The 17,714-nt window shown below is 62.6% G+C and carries 17 protein-coding genes; 8 read left to right on the top strand and 9 right to left on the bottom strand.

The features are described from left to right. Positions 1 to 17: 17 nt before the first annotated feature. Positions 18 to 710 carry a GntR family transcriptional regulator gene (locus tag NJLHNGOC_RS05290; protein WP_113595438.1) on the bottom strand — a complete coding sequence of 231 codons (693 nt, stop codon included), beginning with the start codon at positions 708 to 710 and terminating at the stop codon, positions 18 to 20. 492 nt (positions 711 to 1,202) lie between these two features. Between NJLHNGOC_RS05290 and NJLHNGOC_RS05285 the strand changes: the two genes are divergently transcribed. Further along, positions 1,203 to 2,555, top strand: coding sequence for an amino acid permease (locus NJLHNGOC_RS05285; protein WP_113595437.1), 1,353 nt, complete (start codon positions 1,203 to 1,205; stop codon positions 2,553 to 2,555). 42 nt (positions 2,556 to 2,597) lie between these two features. On the opposite strand, the gene NJLHNGOC_RS05280 is transcribed toward NJLHNGOC_RS05285, so the two are convergent. Then, entirely contained in the window at positions 2,598 to 3,608 is a 1,011-nt protein-coding gene (locus NJLHNGOC_RS05280) for an Lnb N-terminal periplasmic domain-containing protein (protein ID WP_113595436.1), read from the bottom strand. A gap of 14 nt (positions 3,609 to 3,622) precedes the next feature. Then, a complete protein-coding gene (locus NJLHNGOC_RS05275) occupies positions 3,623 to 5,494 on the bottom strand; it encodes an esterase/lipase family protein (RefSeq protein ID WP_239021352.1) in 1,872 nt (623 codons plus the stop codon). Between the two features lie 371 nt (positions 5,495 to 5,865). Here NJLHNGOC_RS05275 and NJLHNGOC_RS05270 point away from each other — a divergent pair, with 371 nt between their 5' ends. The 3 genes from NJLHNGOC_RS05270 to NJLHNGOC_RS05260 are packed head-to-tail and all read left to right on the top strand — an operon-like array spanning position 5,866 to position 7,664. Then, positions 5,866 to 6,288, top strand: coding sequence for a PadR family transcriptional regulator (locus tag NJLHNGOC_RS05270; protein ID WP_113595435.1), 423 nt, complete (start codon positions 5,866 to 5,868; stop codon positions 6,286 to 6,288). After that, positions 6,285 to 6,854 carry a DUF1700 domain-containing protein gene (locus tag NJLHNGOC_RS05265; protein WP_113595434.1) on the top strand — a complete coding sequence of 190 codons (570 nt, stop codon included), beginning with the start codon at positions 6,285 to 6,287 and terminating at the stop codon, positions 6,852 to 6,854. The genes NJLHNGOC_RS05270 and NJLHNGOC_RS05265 overlap by 4 nt, the downstream gene beginning before the upstream one ends. An 18-nt stretch (positions 6,855 to 6,872) precedes the next feature. Then, positions 6,873 to 7,664: a GIN domain-containing protein gene (locus NJLHNGOC_RS05260; RefSeq protein ID WP_113595433.1), complete on the top strand. Its 792-nt coding sequence runs from the start codon at positions 6,873 to 6,875 to the stop codon at positions 7,662 to 7,664. 36 nt (positions 7,665 to 7,700) lie between these two features. Here the strand turns inward: NJLHNGOC_RS05260 and NJLHNGOC_RS05255 are convergent, their stop codons facing one another. Further along, entirely contained in the window at positions 7,701 to 7,931 is a 231-nt protein-coding gene (locus NJLHNGOC_RS05255; protein ID WP_239019329.1) for a hypothetical protein, read from the bottom strand. A gap of 257 nt (positions 7,932 to 8,188) precedes the next feature. Here NJLHNGOC_RS05255 and NJLHNGOC_RS05250 point away from each other — a divergent pair, with 257 nt between their 5' ends. Beyond that, positions 8,189 to 8,440, top strand: a complete 252-nt coding sequence (locus NJLHNGOC_RS05250) for a hypothetical protein (protein ID WP_110530957.1) — start codon at positions 8,189 to 8,191, stop codon at positions 8,438 to 8,440. A 384-nt stretch (positions 8,441 to 8,824) separates the two neighbouring features. Continuing rightward, a complete protein-coding gene (locus tag NJLHNGOC_RS05245) occupies positions 8,825 to 9,751 on the top strand; it encodes a DMT family transporter (RefSeq protein ID WP_113595432.1) in 927 nt (308 codons plus the stop codon). Between the two features lie 3 nt (positions 9,752 to 9,754). On the opposite strand, the gene NJLHNGOC_RS05240 is transcribed toward NJLHNGOC_RS05245, so the two are convergent. From NJLHNGOC_RS05240 to NJLHNGOC_RS05220, 5 genes are read right to left on the bottom strand one after another with little or no spacing between them, the layout of a single operon-like run. Next, entirely contained in the window at positions 9,755 to 10,477 is a 723-nt protein-coding gene (locus tag NJLHNGOC_RS05240) for a copper homeostasis protein CutC (protein WP_206059717.1), read from the bottom strand. After that, on the bottom strand, positions 10,464 to 11,453 hold the full coding sequence (locus NJLHNGOC_RS05235; protein WP_113595473.1) for an ABC transporter ATP-binding protein: 990 nt from the start codon (positions 11,451 to 11,453) through the stop codon (positions 10,464 to 10,466). The genes NJLHNGOC_RS05240 and NJLHNGOC_RS05235 overlap by 14 nt, the downstream gene beginning before the upstream one ends. Beyond that, complete coding sequence (locus NJLHNGOC_RS05230; RefSeq protein ID WP_113595431.1) at positions 11,450 to 12,484, bottom strand: ABC transporter ATP-binding protein; 1,035 nt, start codon at positions 12,482 to 12,484, stop codon at positions 11,450 to 11,452. Before NJLHNGOC_RS05230 ends, NJLHNGOC_RS05235 begins: the two co-directional genes overlap by 4 nt. 3 nt (positions 12,485 to 12,487) lie before the next feature. Beyond that, positions 12,488 to 13,930, bottom strand: a complete 1,443-nt coding sequence (locus NJLHNGOC_RS05225; protein ID WP_113595430.1) for a M81 family metallopeptidase — start codon at positions 13,928 to 13,930, stop codon at positions 12,488 to 12,490. Between the two features lie 16 nt (positions 13,931 to 13,946). Next, positions 13,947 to 15,068: an ROK family transcriptional regulator gene (locus NJLHNGOC_RS05220; RefSeq protein WP_133258668.1), complete on the bottom strand. Its 1,122-nt coding sequence runs from the start codon at positions 15,066 to 15,068 to the stop codon at positions 13,947 to 13,949. Positions 15,069 to 15,173: 105 nt separating this feature from the next. Here NJLHNGOC_RS05220 and NJLHNGOC_RS05215 point away from each other — a divergent pair, with 105 nt between their 5' ends. Together NJLHNGOC_RS05215 and NJLHNGOC_RS05210 are read left to right on the top strand one after the other, a co-directional pair. Then, positions 15,174 to 16,793, top strand: coding sequence for an ABC transporter substrate-binding protein (locus tag NJLHNGOC_RS05215; RefSeq protein ID WP_113595428.1), 1,620 nt, complete (start codon positions 15,174 to 15,176; stop codon positions 16,791 to 16,793). Then, positions 16,790 to 17,710 (top strand): ABC transporter permease, encoded by a 921-nt coding sequence (locus NJLHNGOC_RS05210; RefSeq protein ID WP_113595427.1) that lies wholly within the window; start codon positions 16,790 to 16,792, stop codon positions 17,708 to 17,710. The genes NJLHNGOC_RS05215 and NJLHNGOC_RS05210 overlap by 4 nt, the downstream gene beginning before the upstream one ends. Positions 17,711 to 17,714: the final 4 nt, after the last annotated feature.

Raw genomic sequence — 17,714 nt, 5'->3', positions numbered from 1 at the left:
AATCCCGCTGCCGGGTTTCAGCCCTGCGCCCGTTCGCGGATGACTTTCACCGAAATATCGGCGGCCTCAAGGATATGCTGGCGCGTCAGCCGGGCGACCTCCTCGGCGTCGCGCCGGCGACAGGCCTGCATGATCCCTTCATGTTCCCTGTCGGTGACGAGCTTTCGCCCCTCAAGCTCAAGATGACTGCGGATATAGCGATTGAGCCTTACATGCAGGTCGTCAATCATCTCAAGCAGCCGCGGGCGTTGCGCCGCGACATAGATGGCGTTGTGAAAGGCCCGGTTCAGGTCGCCTGAATCGTGCCGGCTGGTTGCGTTGGCCGCCCCTTCGACAAAGGCATCATACGCGTCCTCCACCCGGGCGAGGTCCATGCGCGACATGTGGCTGACGGCATGGCGCGCTGCCATTTCCTCCAGCGAGGCGCGTATTTCGGAATATTCGACGATATCCTGTTCGCTCATCCCGGTGACCATCGCGCCCCGGTTGGGCATGAAAGCCACCAGCCCCTCGGCCTCCAGCCGTTTCAGCGCCTCCCTTACCGGAATGATGCTGGTGCCGAACCCGCCCGCCAGTTCGGATTGCGGCAATGCCTGCCCCGCTGGCAGCTGGCCCGTCAGGATGGCGTTACGCAGCGCCTCCCCCACCACCAGGGACGCAGCGCCACGTTTCTGGTCGGTCTCCACATCAAAGATGCAGGATGGCAGCATATGCTTTTTCCCCGGCAGGCGCTTTCCCGATCACCGCATCCCCGATCGCAAACCGACGCCGGCCCCGTGCCATGAAACTGGAAAACCCGCTGGAATCAGACATTGTCGGTCCGGGTCATGAACATGTCCCTTCATATACTGTCCGGCGCATGCGCGGCAGGACATGCGGTCATGAGACAGGCGTATAAAATCCTGCGGATCATATTATACGCGCCATGCAGGGTCAAAGAATTTGCCACGCGCATACGTGGCGCACCCGTTGCGCGGACCGGCGGGATGCGGCCTGTAAAGCGTTGCACGCGACAGCGCCTCCATCCGGAAACATAAGGCGCCATCAGGGGAATTACGTTACGGTTTTGGACAGATGCCACGCAAGCTGATAGCGTCCCCGTAACACGGACATGACAGGACGCCCCGCCCCATCACCGCCATCGCGGACGGGAAAAGCCATGTATCGCCTGTCATCGTCACGTGACCCATGAAGGATGTTTGATGACGCGCGATACCGTTTCCGGCCATACGCTCAAGAACCGCCATATCGCCATGATCGCCCTGGGGGGCGTGATCGGGGCCGGCCTGTTTGTCGGCAGCAGTTCCGCCATCGCCATCGCGGGGCCGGCTGTCCTGCTGGCCTATGTCCTGTGCGGCGGTCTTGTCATGGTGGTCATGCGGATGCTTGGCGAAATGGTGATGCGCCAGCCGGGGCGGGGGTCGTTTGTCGAATATATCCGCGCGGCATACGGCAACAGATGGGGATTTGTCGCGGGCTGGATGTACTGGTTTTTCTGGGTCGTGGCGATGGGGAGCGAGGCGATTGCCGGCGGCCTCCTTCTGCAGGAATGGACCGGACTGCCCCCATACATGCTCGCCATCGGGATCATCCTCGTGCTGATGGCGGTCAACCTGTGTTCCGTCGATGTGTTCGGGGAGTGTGAATTCTGGCTCTCCCTGACGAAGGTCGCAAGCATCCTCCTGTTTGTCGTCATGGGCGTGGGCTTCGTGCTGCACCTGTTCGGCCCGCGCCTGCCGGTCGGGGCGAACTATGTAGGGCATGGGGGACTGGCGCCCAACGGGATTACCGTCGTGCTGGCGGTGATCCCGACGATCATGTTCAGCATGATCGGGTCGGAGGTCGCGACGGTCGCGGCGGCGGAATCCGCGAACCCGCAGGCAGGCGTCGCCCGCGTGACACGCAGCATCGGGGTCAGGGTCACCATCTTCTATCTGGCGTCCGTCATGCTGGTGCTCGCCATTGTGCCATGGGATCATGTGGTGCCGGGAAAATCACCCTTCGTGGCCGCCATGACGGTCATGGGCGTGCCGGGGGCCGCCACGATCATGCGGCTGGTGGTCTTCAGCGCGATCCTGTCATGCCTCAATTCCAGCCTTTACATCACGTCGCGCATCCTTTCGGAACTGGCGCGTGGCGGGAACGCGCCCGCCGTGCTGGCCCTGCGTTCCCGACAGGGCGCGCCACGGCTTGCCCTTGGTGCCAGCGCGCTTGCCGGACTGGTTGTGGCACTGTGCTCGGTCCTGTCGCCCAACCTGCTTTTTTCCTTCCTGCTGAGCTGTAGCGGCGGAGTGATCCTGCTGGTGTACATGATGATCGCGTTCAGCTACCTCCTGCTGATGCGCGGGGAAAATGCCGCCGGCCGCAACTGGCAGGGGTATCTGAGCATCGGCGGCATCGGCATCGTTTTCGCGGCGATGCTGCTTGACCCGACGGAGCGCATGACCGCCCTGGCAAGCCTCATGACCGGCGTGTTCTTCATATGCCTGTTCGATGGGTGGCGGATGCTGGCGCGCCGTCAGCAGCGCACGCGGACGCAGGCGGGATGCCTGTAACCGGGACCATTCCCGCCAGTGTCCCCTTTCCCCTGCCCTGTCTCAGGGTTCTGCCGGTCCCTCGGGCGGTGGAAGGTGCGCCCTGATGTCACGTGAATAATCCGGCCCCAGCGTGGCACCTGGCGGGCGGATGATCCTGCTGGCCGCATGCAGGGCACTGAAATCCGGCAGGCGGGAGCGGTCATAAGGTCCCAGCAGGTCCATGTCATATGCCATCGCGGCGGTATGTCCGCTCAGGATCACGCGCCAGTCCAGCCGGTAGCGCAGGCGCGCCCCGGCGCGGGCAAGAATGCCGGTGGTGCAGTTGTCCGTCAGGGTATTGTACCATTGCGGATGGCCGATCAGGTCATGAATCGCGTTCACATAGCTCAGGAACAGATGCTCCCGCACCTCCGGCGACAGGTTCAGCCGGTAGAGATAGACGCGTTCATGCCGGATATCGGTCCGCACCCCGATCAGGTCGCGCTCATCCGCCGTGACATAGAACAGTTCGTAATGATGGAAAAACCCGGCGATCGTGGAATAGGCAAAGCGTGCCTGACGCCGCGTTTCGATGGAAATCGCCAGATGCCGCCCATCCGAAAAGCCGAAGCTGAGGAAGACATGTGCGATCGCATCCCCCGCCCAGTACGAGGTAACAAGATCGACGCTCTGCAATCCGTCCAGCCGATAGGTGGCGTCATACCATGCGGGGATATAGCTGGTGGGGGTATGATACCGGAAATTGCGCACATGCCGCACGTGGATGTCATTCCCCTCCTGCCAGGCATCGGCGGGGATAGCGTATTCCTGCGCCCATATGCGGTCATTTCGCGGCGGGTCCGTCACGTACCATCCCGTCAGCCCGAGGACGAGGGCCGCCCTGAATGCATGTCCCCACCGGACGGGCCGCACCCATGCCGTCCCGTACATCAGCAGCGGGAATGCCACAGACAGCCCCAGCCTGAGCATATCGGGCTGGAGCGTGGAATAATACAGCGCCGCCGCCCCAAGCAGGCCCAGCATCCCCCATGCCACACGCCCGCACCATACGCCCGCCCACCGCCAGCGCATCGCGCGCAAGCCTGTCATCGCGTGGCCACGACAGGTCGCGCCGGAGCAGGCCGGGCCACAACGGGACGGGCTGGACGGATATCCATCGGATTTTGCGCCAGCTGGAGCAGGAGGATGCGCTGCACCTCTGCAATCGTGAAGGGATTGGATTGCGTGGAATGTTCCGAATGACGGACGACGAGTTCGGAATCCACTCCCGGAATGTGCGCGCTGGCATACGAGACCACCCCGTCATCGGCGCGCGACAGCGGATTTCCCGTGCCACAGACCGGGATGATGGAATGGGTATGCACGCCCGGCACGATGGGAATGGTGGGCAGCGTGCGCATGAACGGGCTGCGTGGGGACATGGCATATACGCTACCCAGTCGTGGCACCCGGTTGTCGGGATGCGTGCTGTCCCCCGCCCCGGTTACGATTTCACGCGCCGTTTCGCTGACCCGCAGGGGCAGGCTCGCCATTCCCCCGACCATCTGCGCCAGCGACATTCCGGCAAGATAGCTGCCGTGCTGTGGCGTTGCGATAAAGACCACGCGCTGGATTTCCGGCATGGGTCTGGGGAACATCGTTTCCTCAATCAGCTGCCGGGTCCGCTCGTTCAGACGGAAGGCTGAAAGGGGCCGCCCCGCGGTGCCATCCCACAGCCTGTCACCGGGGTTGATGACCAGCATGCGCGCCAGCAGGCCGCCCTGGCTGTGTCCCACCAGCGTGATGTGTCCCAGCGCCGGATCGGCCTTTACCCCGCCAAGGCTGTCCACCGCCTGTGTAATCGCCCGGCGCAGCTGCCATGCGGAATACGGGATGGGATTACTGGTGGCATAGGAAAAAAACCAGAAATCGAAATGATCGCGGATTTTCGGATTTTCCAGCAGGTCATTGACCATGCCGGCCCAGCGGTACGGGCTGGACGCGGTACCGTGAATGAATACCACCGGCATGTTCCCCGGCCGATGCGGCGTCATGGCCACCAGCCGCGGCTGTGTCCCGTCATAGGTGGTGCCGTCGAAAAAGCCGCGATATTCCTTGGTCCATAACGCCGTCTCCCGCAGGCTCAGGGCACGCGCGGCGGTCTGGTCATACGCGGCGGGGGCAAGGACACCATCCGCGCTGCTGTCATCCATGACACGCAGCAGCAGCCGTCCCTGCAGATGACCCGTCAGCACCTGCCCGCGCGGATCATCCATTTCCAGCAGCATGCTGGCGGGAACGCGCATGCGGCTGGAAACATCGAACAGATGGCTGCCTTCTTTCGCATCGGACGCGCCGCCTTCGGGCCGTCCGCGCGCCGTCAGGGCCTCGCCAAGTCCGGGGGTGCGATAGACATTGCCGATACCATGGACGGCAAGCGTGGCCGTGGGACGGAACCCCTCCAGCACACGGCCATGCCAGCGCAGTTGCGTCGGATCGGCGACAAGCGCGATATCCCCAAACGGCAGGGCGCGGTTTTGCGTGACAATGGAAACGGGCGCGGGAAAAGCCGCCGTCAGCCCAAGATTGTAGAAGTCGGCGGCCTGCCGGAAGCGTGGATCATACGCGCTGGGACCATCCCCCTGCCCCGGCTGCAGAAAGGCATAGGCGTAAATCGCGGCGGCAAGAAAATCTTCCGCCCTGTGATGACGCAACCCCTGCCGGTAGCTGAGTTCCGACAGCGCGAACAATATGTCCGCCAGTTCGTCATCCGCCCGCGCCTGCGCGCGCAGGACGGCAATGGCGCGATCGGGATGGTCCGTCGTCAGGCCATGCCGACGCAGGACGATCCGCGTATCGTTGCTCAGCCCATGTCCCTGCAGCGCGCTGCGCGACGTGTCGCGATAGCTTTCCACGAGAGAGACCTGCCGCACGCTGACAGGACCGGCGCATGCCGACAGGGCAGCCAGCATCAGCATGGGGACGCTCACTCCTGGCCTGCGCAGGCGGCGAATGGGGGAACTACCTGTGGGAACCGGTTTCATCTAAGCAGATTAAGCATCTGCCCGCCCCGTGGGAAAGCCCCTGCATGCGTCCCATGTAGTGGCGCGGCGTCCTGAAGGATCAACCACAGGGCACCTCCATCATCGAATGGAATCGGGAAACGGAAGTGAATTCCATAAAAATATCCTTTTATTGCAATGCGTTGATTGCCAAGCACGGATTTTAAAACAGCTACCTTGCAATGCATTGTTCCTATGGATATAAGGTAGCTGTCTATGGATGCTTACGAACCGGAATCGGACGTCCCTGAAAAGGGTGTGCGAACGGTCTGAAAACTGGAAAGGCCGTGGAACCAAACCTTGTTCAATTCAAGAAAGGCGTGCTGGAGCTGTGCGTGCTGGCCCTGCTGTCGCAGGCCGATTCCTACGGCTATGACATCGCAAGCCGACTGTCCGAGGCGATAGAGATGGGCGAAGGCACCATCTATCCCCTTATGCGGCGGATGCAGAAAGATGGCCTTGTTTCCACGTATTTTGTGGAATCATCGTCCGGTCCGCCGCGAAAATACTATGCCCTGACGGAAAAGGGACATGAAAGCCTGCGTGCACAGCGCACGGCATGGACCACCTTTACCCGCGCGGTGTCCGCCATCCTTGACGCGCCACCCGCATCCGACACGACCACTGAACCGTCTTCCTCTTCACCCGCAGACACGAGCGGGACAACCTCGCTCACCGTGCAGAAAAACACCGGGAACATACGGCCATGAACAGCAGACAGATGTTCCTTGACCAGTTGCGCGCCAGCCTGAAGGGCCTGCCGCGCCATGTGGCTGATGATATTCTTTCTGAGTACGAAGCACATTTTGATGAGGGACAGGCACAGGGCCGGTCCGACAGCGATATTGCCGCCGGCCTGGGCGACCCGGTGCGGCTGGCCCGTGAATTGCGGGCCGAAACGGGGCTGCGCCGATGGGAGGACGAGCGGAGCCTGACGAACGCGCTGGGCGCGATCGTGGGGGTATTCGGTCTGGCGGCACTCGACCTTCTGATCGTGCTGCCGGTCCTGTTGGCGCTGGCCGCGCTGGACCTGGCATTCTTCCTTGTCGGAATCGCCTTCTGCCTGGTCGGCAGCCTTCTCCTGCCGCTGGCGATCGTCAACATCGGCCCCTTTGGCGGCGACTGGCTTCAGAGCCTGCTGGTCAGCCTGGGAACGGCAAGTGGCGGCGCGTCGCTCATGGCGATGTGTGTTCTCTTCACCATTGGAATGGTCAATCTCCTCGTCCGCTACGGTCGCGCGCACTATCGACTGATAGCACCCTCTCTTCCTGCCTGATCGTAAGGAATTACAGTCATGATCCGCGGTATTACAATGATCGCAGTGGGCGGGGCCGCCCTTTCACTTGCATGTTTCGGTGTCGCATCGTCCCGCGCGCCGATGGGTTTTCCGTTCCTCACGTTTGACGTGGCGGATGACGATACCACCTCACCTGCCGAGACCCGTGTCCTGCCGTGGCAGGGCGGGCATGTGCTGGAAATCGACCTGCCGGCGCGCGTGGTCTATCAGCAGGGACCGCTCAGCAGCATCACCGTCGCGGGATCGGAACGCATGGTGCGTGCCGTCACGCTGGATGGGGACAGCCTGGGCATCAACAACAGCTTGACCCATAATATCAATTTCGGCTGGCACAGCAGGAAACTGACCGTCACCATCACGGCGCCGGAACTCAATACCCTGAAATTCAATGGTTTTGGGTCGCTGTATTTACATGATTACCATCAACCCACCCTTACGCTGGAGGTAAATGGCGCGGCCAGCGTCAAGGGGAACGGACGGGCCGACAATGTCAAGCTGTCACTGGATGGCGCAGGGTCCATTGACCTTGCGGCCATGCAGATGACGGATCTGGATGCCTCCATCGATGGCGCGGGTTCGGTCAAGGCGGGTCCGACCGGCCATGCCAACGTTTCGATCGACGGGGCGGGTTCGGTCAAGCTGACGCAGGCGCCGGCATCGCTGAGCAAGCAGATTGACGGCATCGGGTCCGTTTCCGTCCCGCCCGCCGGCAAGCCCGCGCATGTCGACACGTCGCGTCCCCTGCCCCCGCCGGCCGATCAGGGACAGGACGAGAAGATTTCCATGTAACGCGGCTTCAGGCGGTTACCGGAAAATCGTGTTCCCTCATGATTTTCCGGGCGGCCTGCCTGTCGCGATCCACAGGACAAGGCACGGGACAAAGAAATAGGCGACCACGCCGGCCAGCAGCCATGGCATCAGATAGGTCATGTCGGTATGCAGCACGAAGCGGCAGAACAGGTTTCCCAGACCCATCATGACAATCACGCAGAAGCACACCCCGACATTCACCATCAGTGAACGATCATCGTTGATCTGCTGAAGTTTCTCTAACAATGCATCGCCTCGTCTGTCTGCGGATCCTGACCCCGCTGTTTCTAGCCGGTTCGTCCCCTGTTATCCAGAGCGTATCGCGCCATTCCCCCATGCGGACCATGCCGCCCCGTCCGGGACGGGGCAAAAATCCGGCGCCATCGACAGGCCACGATCGGGTGCCCCCTTCTTGAAATCCTGTCAGGCGGGACCAATATCGAAAGCGACGCCCGATAAATCCACGGGCGAACCGAACGAGCAAGAACAGGATCAACTGGACCATGAGCGCTGCTGAAAACCTACGGAAACTGAGCCCGGAAGACCTTCAGGACATCACGAAGCATCTGGAAAAATCCCTCCATCAGCATAAGGCCGACCTGCACAAGCAGATTTCGGAACACCTTGCCGGACTGAAGGGCGAGGTCACGCTTCATGAAAACAAGATTCCGACCTCGTGCAAGGTTTACGGACTGCTGATACTGGCGGCGGCCTCGGTGGCGAGTTATATTTTCGGTCGCAAGTCTGCGGACTGACCTGCCGTCAGAATATAGCCTGTCATGCCCCTGCCATCCTTTCATGGGTGGCAGGGGTTATTATTATCAGCATCCATATATCCTGATTGTCTTGAAGAGCATTTCAGAAATCGCGCACGAAAACCCTGCGATCCCATGAAGATGCTTCTGGTGAAGCTTTTTGGAAAAAAGCCCCACGGGACGTCGCCTTTTTGAAAATGGCGGTATCCGGCCACTTTTGTGATTTTTTATCAATCATTTATTTGCGGGCACGTCTTCCGTGGAATTTAAAAACGACAGACGACATGAGGTCCCTTCCTGCATGGCAGGGATTGCATGACAGCACTGGTTCTGGAATATGCTTCACCGTAATTCCCGTCTGGGAATATTACGTGGGTGAAGCAGATGAAAATGTCCTTTCTCTCTTCCGGTATGATGCTGGCTTTCGCGGCATTTTCATCATTTTCAATCAGCGATGCCTATTCAAAGCTGCTGGCCGGTCAGCTTGATCCCTTTGAGGTCGCATTTTCCGGCGGTGTCTTCGGTTTCCTGATCATTCCCTTCATCCGCAAGAAGGATGAGTCCTATCTGGACATATTCTCCCCCCAGCGTCCGGCCATGTGGATGGTGCGGGCAATAGCCACGTTCGTCGCGACGGCCGCCAGCGTGGAGGCCTTCATGCTTCTGCCCATGCCCGAAGCCCTCTCGCTGATGTTCCTCATGCCGCTTTTTGTAACCATCCTGTCCGTCGGCCTGCTGAAGGAGAAGGTTTCGCCATGGGCGTGGGCGTCGGTCATCCTGGGGTTCGTCGGGGTCCTGATTGTCCTGCGGCCGGGCATGCGCGCGCTTCATCTGGGACATCTGTGCGCCCTGGTCGCGGCGGTGGCGAACGCGGTGGGGGTGATCGCCTACCGGCTGGCGGGGACGAATACCCCGCGCCTTTCCCTGTTCGGATCCAGCCTTTTCGGACCCCTGGTGGGTGACGGGCTGCTGATGCTGGGCCATGCCCACTGGCCCCACGGGCTGAAAACATGGTTCTTTCTGTTCGGATACGGGTTCCTGGCGGCGCTGGGGCAGCTTCTGATGATGATGGCGACCGCACGCGCGCCCGCCAACCGCGTCGCACTTCCGCAGTACAGCCAGATGCTGTGGGCCGTGGCCTTCAGCTATTTCCTGTTTCATCAGTCCCTTGATGGCTGGACCTTCGTGGGCATCACAGTCGTGACCTTTTCCGGCATGCTGAACTGGATGCGCCAGCGTATCAAATATGAGGAACTGGCCTTAAGGGAACGCCACGCGGCCAGATATCGCATGCAGGGCACTGCGCAATAGCCCTCAGCCCCCCTGCGCCATGTTTCGCGCCGCCACCAGCAGGGCGCGAATGGCATCGGCGTCCGTTTCGGCAGGCATAGACCCAAAACCGAAAGCATCATTGCCTGAGCACGACCGGGGTTTCCTGCACGATGCATGCACTTCCCTCACCCCCGTGCTGCTGACAAGCTGTCGGACGTTACCCGCGTTGATCCCGCTGCCGGCGAGGATGACGATGCGCTCCCCGGCCTGCCGGCGGAGGCGGGCAAGGCACTTTTCCCCTTCTGGCGCGCCGGGTTGCTGTCCGGAGGTCAGGATACGGGTAAAACCCGCCGCAATCGCAAATTCCAGTTCCGCGAAGGGATCTTTCACCAGATCGAAAACCCGGTGCAGGGTACGCTCCATTCCCGCGCAATGATCGGACAGACGCAACAGCAGTTCGCGGTCAAGCCCCCCATCGGGCCGCATCGCCCCCAGCACGACCCCCGACAGGCCGGCATCACGCGCCGCGTGGATATCGTCGATCATCACGGCGGTTTCATCATGATCGAACATGAACGTCCCCCCACGGGGACGGATCATCGCCATTGCCGGGATCTCTCCCCGCGCGGCGCATCGCATCAGCCCAAGGCTGGGCGTCAGCCCCCCGACATCGAGGGAGGCGCACAGTTCGATCCTGTCCGCCCCGGCGGCATTGGCGGCGGCTATGCCCTGCGGGGTTTCGACACAGATTTCAACACGGATCATGAAATATCTCCGGCCGCAGGCACGCGACCTGACGTGTCGGCGTGACCTGACGCAAGGGTGGGGTGACAACCGCGCAGTCCGCCACCGCATATGGGCAGCGACCGCGAAAGGCGCACCCTTCGTGATGGGATTGCGTGGCAGGCGGGATCGTGGACGGACGCCGCGCGGCAGGAGAATGTCCCCCGCCCAGACCGGGAACCAGTGACATCAGCGAACGTGAATAGGGATGATAGGGCTGTTCGCGGAATGCCCGGACCGGCGCGATTTCCATGACCCGGCCAAGGTACATGATGACAAGCCGGTCGCACAGGAACATGACGGTCGGCAGGTCATGCGACACGAAGGCCATCGCCAGATCCATCCGCACGCGTAATTCCCGCAGCAGGTTGATGACCTTTGCCTGAACCGAGACATCAAGCGCTGAAACCGGTTCATCGGCGACAATCAGCTGTGGCCTGAGCGCCATGGCGCGGGCGATGCCAATGCGCTGCCTCTGCCCGCCGGAAAACTCATGGGCGAAGCGGGTCAGGGCATCCTCGCCCAGCCCCACCGCCGCCAGCAGTTCGACCACGGTTTTACGCCGGCTGTCGCGATTGCCAATCCGGTGGATTTCCAGCCCTTCGGCGACGATATCCACGACCCGCAGGCGCGGGTTGAGGCTGGCGGCGGGATCCTGAAAGATCATCTGCACCTGCCGGCGGTACCAGTTCAGGTCCGTCCCGCTCAGGGCATGGATATCATGTCCTTCGAATTCGACCCTTCCCCCTGTCGGGCGCTGCAGGCGCACCATGCATCGCCCGATCGTGGTCTTTCCCGATCCTGACTCGCCTACGATTCCCACAATCTCGCCCGCATGGATATCGAACGACACTTTGCTCAATGCTTGAACATTGGTGGCAGAGCGGCCGAATAGGGGGCGATGGGTGGCAAACCCGACGCTCAGGTCCCGGACGGACATCAGGGGCGCCCTGTTCATGATGCCACCGGCCCCGCCATGTCGCGCCATGCGATGCAGCGCGTGACATGGTCCATCCCTTCGGCCGCCGGCTGCAGGGCGGGATGTCCGGCGCGGCACGCATCGCGGACCATGTCGCAACGCGGGGCAAAGGCACAGCCAACGCGGGGTTGCGCCAGATCCGGCGGATGCCCCCGGATTGTCGGCAGCATGGGGGAAGGCCCGTCCCCCAGCGTCGCCAGATGCCGCACCGGCAGGCAGTCCAGCAGGGCGCGGGTATAGGAATGGCGTGGCTGTCCCATCACATCCGCCACGCATCCATGCTCCACCACCTGCCCCGCATACATCACCATGACCCGATCGGCGAAAGCCTCCACCAGCGACAGGTTGTGGGTAATGAACAGTACGGCCATTCCCGTATCGCGCCGCAACTGCCCAAGGATATCCAGAATCTGTGCCTGCGTCGTGACATCGAGGGCGGTCGTCGGCTCGTCCGCGATCAGCAGCGCGGGGCGGCAGGCGATGGCCATGGCAATCATCACACGCTGGCGCATGCCCCCCGACATCTGATGGGGATAGCTGCCGACACGTTGCTCCGGCGCGGCGATCCCGACGGCGGCCAGCAGGTCCACCGCGCGGGCCAGCGCCGCCCCGGCCGTCATGCCGGCATGCAGCACAAGGGCTTCGGCGATCTGTGCACCCACTGTCATGGCGGGATTGAGGGAGGTCATGGGTTCCTGAAACACCATCCCGATCCCGCCGCCACGTATCTGCCGCAGCGTTTTTTCCGGCGCCCCCGCCAGATCGACCGGCGGCTGGTCCGCTGGTCCGAACAGGATGCGGCCGTGGGTGATGCGGCCGACCCGTGGCAGCAGTCCCATGACCGACAGACTGGTCACGCTTTTCCCCGAACCCGATTCCCCCACCAGCGCCACGATTTCACCGGGCTGGATGTCAAAGGTCACGTCATCCACCGCATGGATGATGCCGCGCCGCGCATGGAAATGGATGTGCAGCCCCTCGACAGACAGGACGGGACGGGCGGGCGTCATTGCCTAACGCCCGTTCCAGCGGGCCGAGGCATGGACAACGGGCGACCAGGTGAATGACGTATCGAAAGGAAAGGTCGGCCGGACCTTGCGCAGGCGTGGCAGGCGCGTGACATGCTGGTCCACCGCGCCCGGCGACAGCGCCATCAGCGCCGGGCTGGCGATCGGGGCCAGTTCAGGCGACAGGTAGCCGGATTTGACCACGACAATGCGCGTCCGGCGCGGATCAAGGTCCAGCTCGGTGAAATCGGCGATGTTATGATAGGGCCTGCGTCGCACCGCCACGACAACAAGGATCCCCCCCACCGCGATGACCGCCTGTCGTTCGCGTTCCTCCGCATGGTCCAGCAGGAAGCGTACCTCTCCCGAAATCCGGATCGGCTTCGTCCCGGCAGGGTCCAGCGCGCCGCCGATCTCCACGGTGACCTGCCCCCCCGTTCCGGCCGCATACGCCGCGCGGGTGGCCTGCGGGTCGGCAATTCCCGCCACGATGACATCGCGCGCGTCACGCTGGATCAGGGCATGCAGCACGTCGATACGATCCCCCACACCGCCGCCCGTGGGATTGTCGCCCGAATCTGCCACGACGACCGGCCCTGCCCCGCTGTCCATGGCGCGATCAAGCGTCTGCGCGATCGTGCCGGTCCAGCATCCGAATTCAAAATGGGTGCGCGCGTCCCAGTATGCGACGGCCATTTCCCGCGCCGCGTGGCGCAGGGCGTCGATATCGGTTCCGGTCATAACCGACGCGGCCGTTGCCCGCGGTTCATCCGCCCAGACATACCCCACCATCAGGGATGCGTCCCAGATCCCTTCCCGTCCGTCGATTTCAGGCAGGCGCACATACAGCCCGCGTGCGGGTTCGTCCTGCGTGCTGGTCCGCTCGCCCGGCAGCACGACGGGCACCGGCGCCCATGTGACAAAGGGACGTATCCCGTGCGCAAGCGACCTGACCAGCATCGTCACCGCGCGGCGCATCGTCTGTTCCACGTCGATATGCGGCGCCGTGCGATAGGTGGAAAACATGTCGATGGCGTCAATGATGCGTTGCGTCACATTCCCATGCAGATCATAGCTGACGGAAATCGGCACGTCCCCGCCCACTACCGCCCGCGTGGCGGTGATCCAGTCGCCTTCGGCGTCTTCCATGCCTTCGACGAACATCGCGCCATGCATCGACAGGTACACGCCATCGAGCGGTCCTGCCGCGCGCAATCTGTTGAGGAAATCATCGCGCAACGCGCGATAGGTATCCGCCGCGACAGGACCGCCGGGAATGGCCCGGGCATGCAGCGTCGGGATGAACTGGGCCGGAAAATCGGACAGGAACGCAAAATACGGCGCCTGCGACAGCGCATCGCCACGCAGGACGCGAAAATCCTCCATCCGGGTCGGAACCGGGTTATAAGTGCTGCATTCGATGTGAATGCCGCCCACGGCAATACGCATGACCAGTTTTCCCTTGCTAGAATTCCCGGAACAGTGAACGGTCGGCGGCGACGCTGACCGCGCCGAACGCCCATGCGTCGGCTGTGACATCGCAGGTGATGATTTCAGGACGCGGCGCAAGCTGCGGCAGGAAATTGCCCTCTGCCACCTGTCGCATGGCGCGTCCGTATACCCCCGCCAGTTCCCCGCCCTGCCGTGCGACCAGCACGTGCCGGGGGTCCATGATCTGCACCATCGCGGCGATCATCAGGCCCAGCGCGCTGCCGGCCCGATGCAGCAGTTCCACCGCCCGCAGGTCCCCCCGCGCCGCGATCTGCTCCAGTTCGTCCAGATCGCCCGGCAGCCCGGCGCGGGCCGCCAGATGCGCGATGGCCGTCAGTGACGCCACGGTATCGAGGCATCCTTTTTTCCCGCACTGGCACGGCAGGCCATCGGGTTCGGCCGTGGCGTGCGCGATTTCCCCCGCGCCCCCGCGAAACCCGCGGAACAGTTCCCCGCCGACCATATGGCCGCACCCGATCCCACGCCCGACGGAAACAAGGCTGAAGGACGCCGTTTCACGCATCGGACCAAACCTGTACTGCGCCACGGTCAGCGCATTGGCGTCATTTTCCACATAGGCCGGCACCTCGCATGCCTGCGTAATCAGGGGACCAAGCGGGACATTTTCCCACCCGGTCAGGGTGGAGCGCACGCAGACCCCCGCCCCGTCATCCACCAGTCCCGATACCGCCAGCCCGATGCCGCGCATGCGCCGCGCGGGCACGCTTCCCCCCGGCGCGACCCGCGCCATCAGGTCCCGGACATGGGGGCCGATATCCTCCACCCGATCAGGCAGGGTGATGTCATGACGTTCCAGTATCGTGCCATGCAGGTCGCTCAGCACCATGACCGGACGGTCCGCCAGCGAAATGCCGAGGAAAAATGCACTGTCGGCGGCAATGCCCAGACGGATCGAGGGACGACCACCACCATGGACGGTATCGCGGTTTTCAATCAGCCCGCGCGCCATCAGGTCGGCCGTCACCATGGAAACCGCGCCCTTGCTCAGTCCCGAAATACGGATCAGGTCCGCGCGGCTTAACGGGCCGAACTGGTTGATCAGGCGCAGCAGCTGCACATGCGACCGGCAGGACACAGATGTCCCTCCATTCCGGGTAAGGATCAATTTATATCATTGATTGATCTTTTGTTCGTCAAGTAAGTTTTTCATGTGATATAAGTCAGAACAGATCGAAACGAGATGGTAACACGTGGCCGCACGATGAAACGCCAGTCCCGCCTGCCACCGCTGCATGCCGCCCTTGTCGCGGGGCTGGGCTGGCTGGCCTGCGTTTCGGCCCGCGCGCAGGACGCCACGCCCCCGGACATCCATGAACTGCGCATCATGCAGCCTGAACCGCCACGCAGCATGGATCCGGCCGATCAGCTTGCGACCGATACATCCTCCGTGCTTGGCCCGATGTACGAAGGATTGGTCAGCGTCGATGCGCGACGCAATATCCAGCCCCTTCTCGCGACATCATGGACCCACGACCCGCAGGGCATCACATGGGATTTTGTCCTGCGCCGCAATGTAAGGTTCCATGACGGGCACGCAATGACGGCGGACGCCGTTGTCCGCAGCTTTCGCCGCCTGCTTGATGACCGCGCGCCACTGGCGGGCAGCAGCCGTTTCGGCACGGTGATCGAATCAGTGGCGCCCACCAGCGATGACATGACGGTCCGTTTCCGCCTGCGTCAGCCCTATCCCGATTTCCTGCTGCTTCTGTCATTCAGCCAGGCCTATGTCACCTCTCCGTATGGGCGGGACATGCTGTCGCGGCAGGCGGACGGCACGGGTCCATTCCGTTTCGGGGAATGGAAAAGTTCCGAATATGTCACGCAGTACCGCAACCCGGATTACTGGGGCACGCCGCCACGCATTGCAAACGTGCGATGGACATGGTCGGCGGAACCATCGGTCATGGACATGGCCCTTCATACCGGCGACAGCGACATCATCAGCAGCCTGCCGCCTCTTTACGCCCGGCAGACGGCTTCGGACCCGCGTTTTGTCGTCCATGACGATCCGAACGGCCCGCTTTACTGGATTGCAATCAACATGGACCGGGCGGCGGGGTCCGATCTGCGGATCCGACAGGCGCTTGGTTACGCAACCGACCGGCGCGCGCTTGTCCATGCCCTGCTACGCGATCAGGGGCAGGCCGCCCGTTCGCCCCTGCCGCCGACATCGCCCTATTTCATCGACTGCGCCCCTGATCCGCAATATGACCCGCAACGCGCGCGCATGTTACTGGCGCAGGCGGGCGTGCGCGATGGGATGTCCTTCAGCCTTGCGGTGCAGGACATGGACGAACCGATTGCCGAAGCCCTGCAGGACATGTGGAAAAAAGTGGGCATCCGTCTGGAGATTTTCCGGCTTGAGGGCGGCGTCTATGCCGCGGAGGCATTCGCCGGTCCCGCGCAGAAGCAGGCGCTCCGTCTGGATGGCGTGCTGGCGTCATGGGCATCGGGCTTCATTCCCGACATGCAGCTGCGTCCCCTCTTTCATGGAACGTCCGCCGCGCCGGCGGGCGCCAACCTCGGCTTTTTTCATGATCCGGCGGTCGATCGCCTGATTGATGAAGGCGCGCTGGAAATGTCCGATGAAAAACGCCGCGCCATCTATACGGCGGTGCAGCAGACAATCATGAAGGATGCGCCAGCCGTGCTGATCTATACCCGCGATACGCTGATCGGCATGCGTGCCAGCCTGTCGGGGATAATGCTGCGTCCCGACGGGGCGCTGGATATCACGCATGTAACGCAGCTACCCGCGATACGGCTGCGGCACGCCCCCGCCGGACCCGTACATTCATGAATTCCCGCATCATGCACAGGCTGCTGATGCTGCCGGTTGTCATGCTGGTGGTGTCCTTTTGCGTCTTTGTTGCCGTGCGCCACCTGCCCGGCGATCCGGCGCGCATGCTGGCGGGGCCCGCCGCGACACAGGACGCAGTGGATGCGATCCACCACCGGCTGGAGCTGGATCGTCCCGTCCTGCGCCAGTATGGCTGTTTCATCCATGATGCGCTGGGGGGTGACCTGGGACAGTCCATTGAATCGCGGCAGCCCGTTGCCCGCGAAATCGCCCGCCACTTTCCCTATACGCTGCTGCTGGGGCTGAGTGCCTATGTGCTGGCGCTGGGCGTTGGCATTCCCGGTGGCCTTGCCGCTGCCATGTTCGTGGATGGCGTATGGGACCGGATATTCATGGGGGCCACGATCGTGCTGGCCTCGATCCCGAATTTCTGGTTCGCGCTGCTGCTGATGGAATGGTTTTCCGTCAGGTGGGGGCTGCTGCCGCTGATGGGCGCGCATTCATTATCCAGCCTCGTCATGCCTTCCCTTACACTTGCCCTGATGCCCATGGCGCTGATCGGCCGGATGACGCGGGCCAGCATGATCGCCGTGCTGTCACGCGATTACATCCGCACGGCACGCGCCAAGGGGGTCGACCTCCTGCGGCTGTGCCTGCGCCATGCGCTGCCCAATGCGCTGCCCCCCGTGATTACGGTCATTGCGATGAATCTAGGCAGCGTCATTGGCGGGGCCGTGGTCACCGAAACCGTGTTCGGCTGGCCCGGGCTGGGGCATCTGATGATCGAGGCCGTGCGCTGGCGTGATTACCCGATGATCGAGGGGATCACCCTGATCGCGGTCCTGTCTGTCATCATGGTCAACCTTGGCGCGGAAATCCTTGTTTCGCGCATTGATCCCAAAAGACGACAAAGCTGAAGGA

Source organism: Novacetimonas cocois (assembly GCF_003311635.1).
In the GTDB taxonomy this organism is placed as follows: Bacteria; Pseudomonadota; Alphaproteobacteria; order Acetobacterales; family Acetobacteraceae; genus Novacetimonas; species Novacetimonas cocois.
The sequence above is the reverse complement of the archived record's forward strand: the minus strand, read 5'-3'. Positions and strand labels throughout refer to the sequence as shown.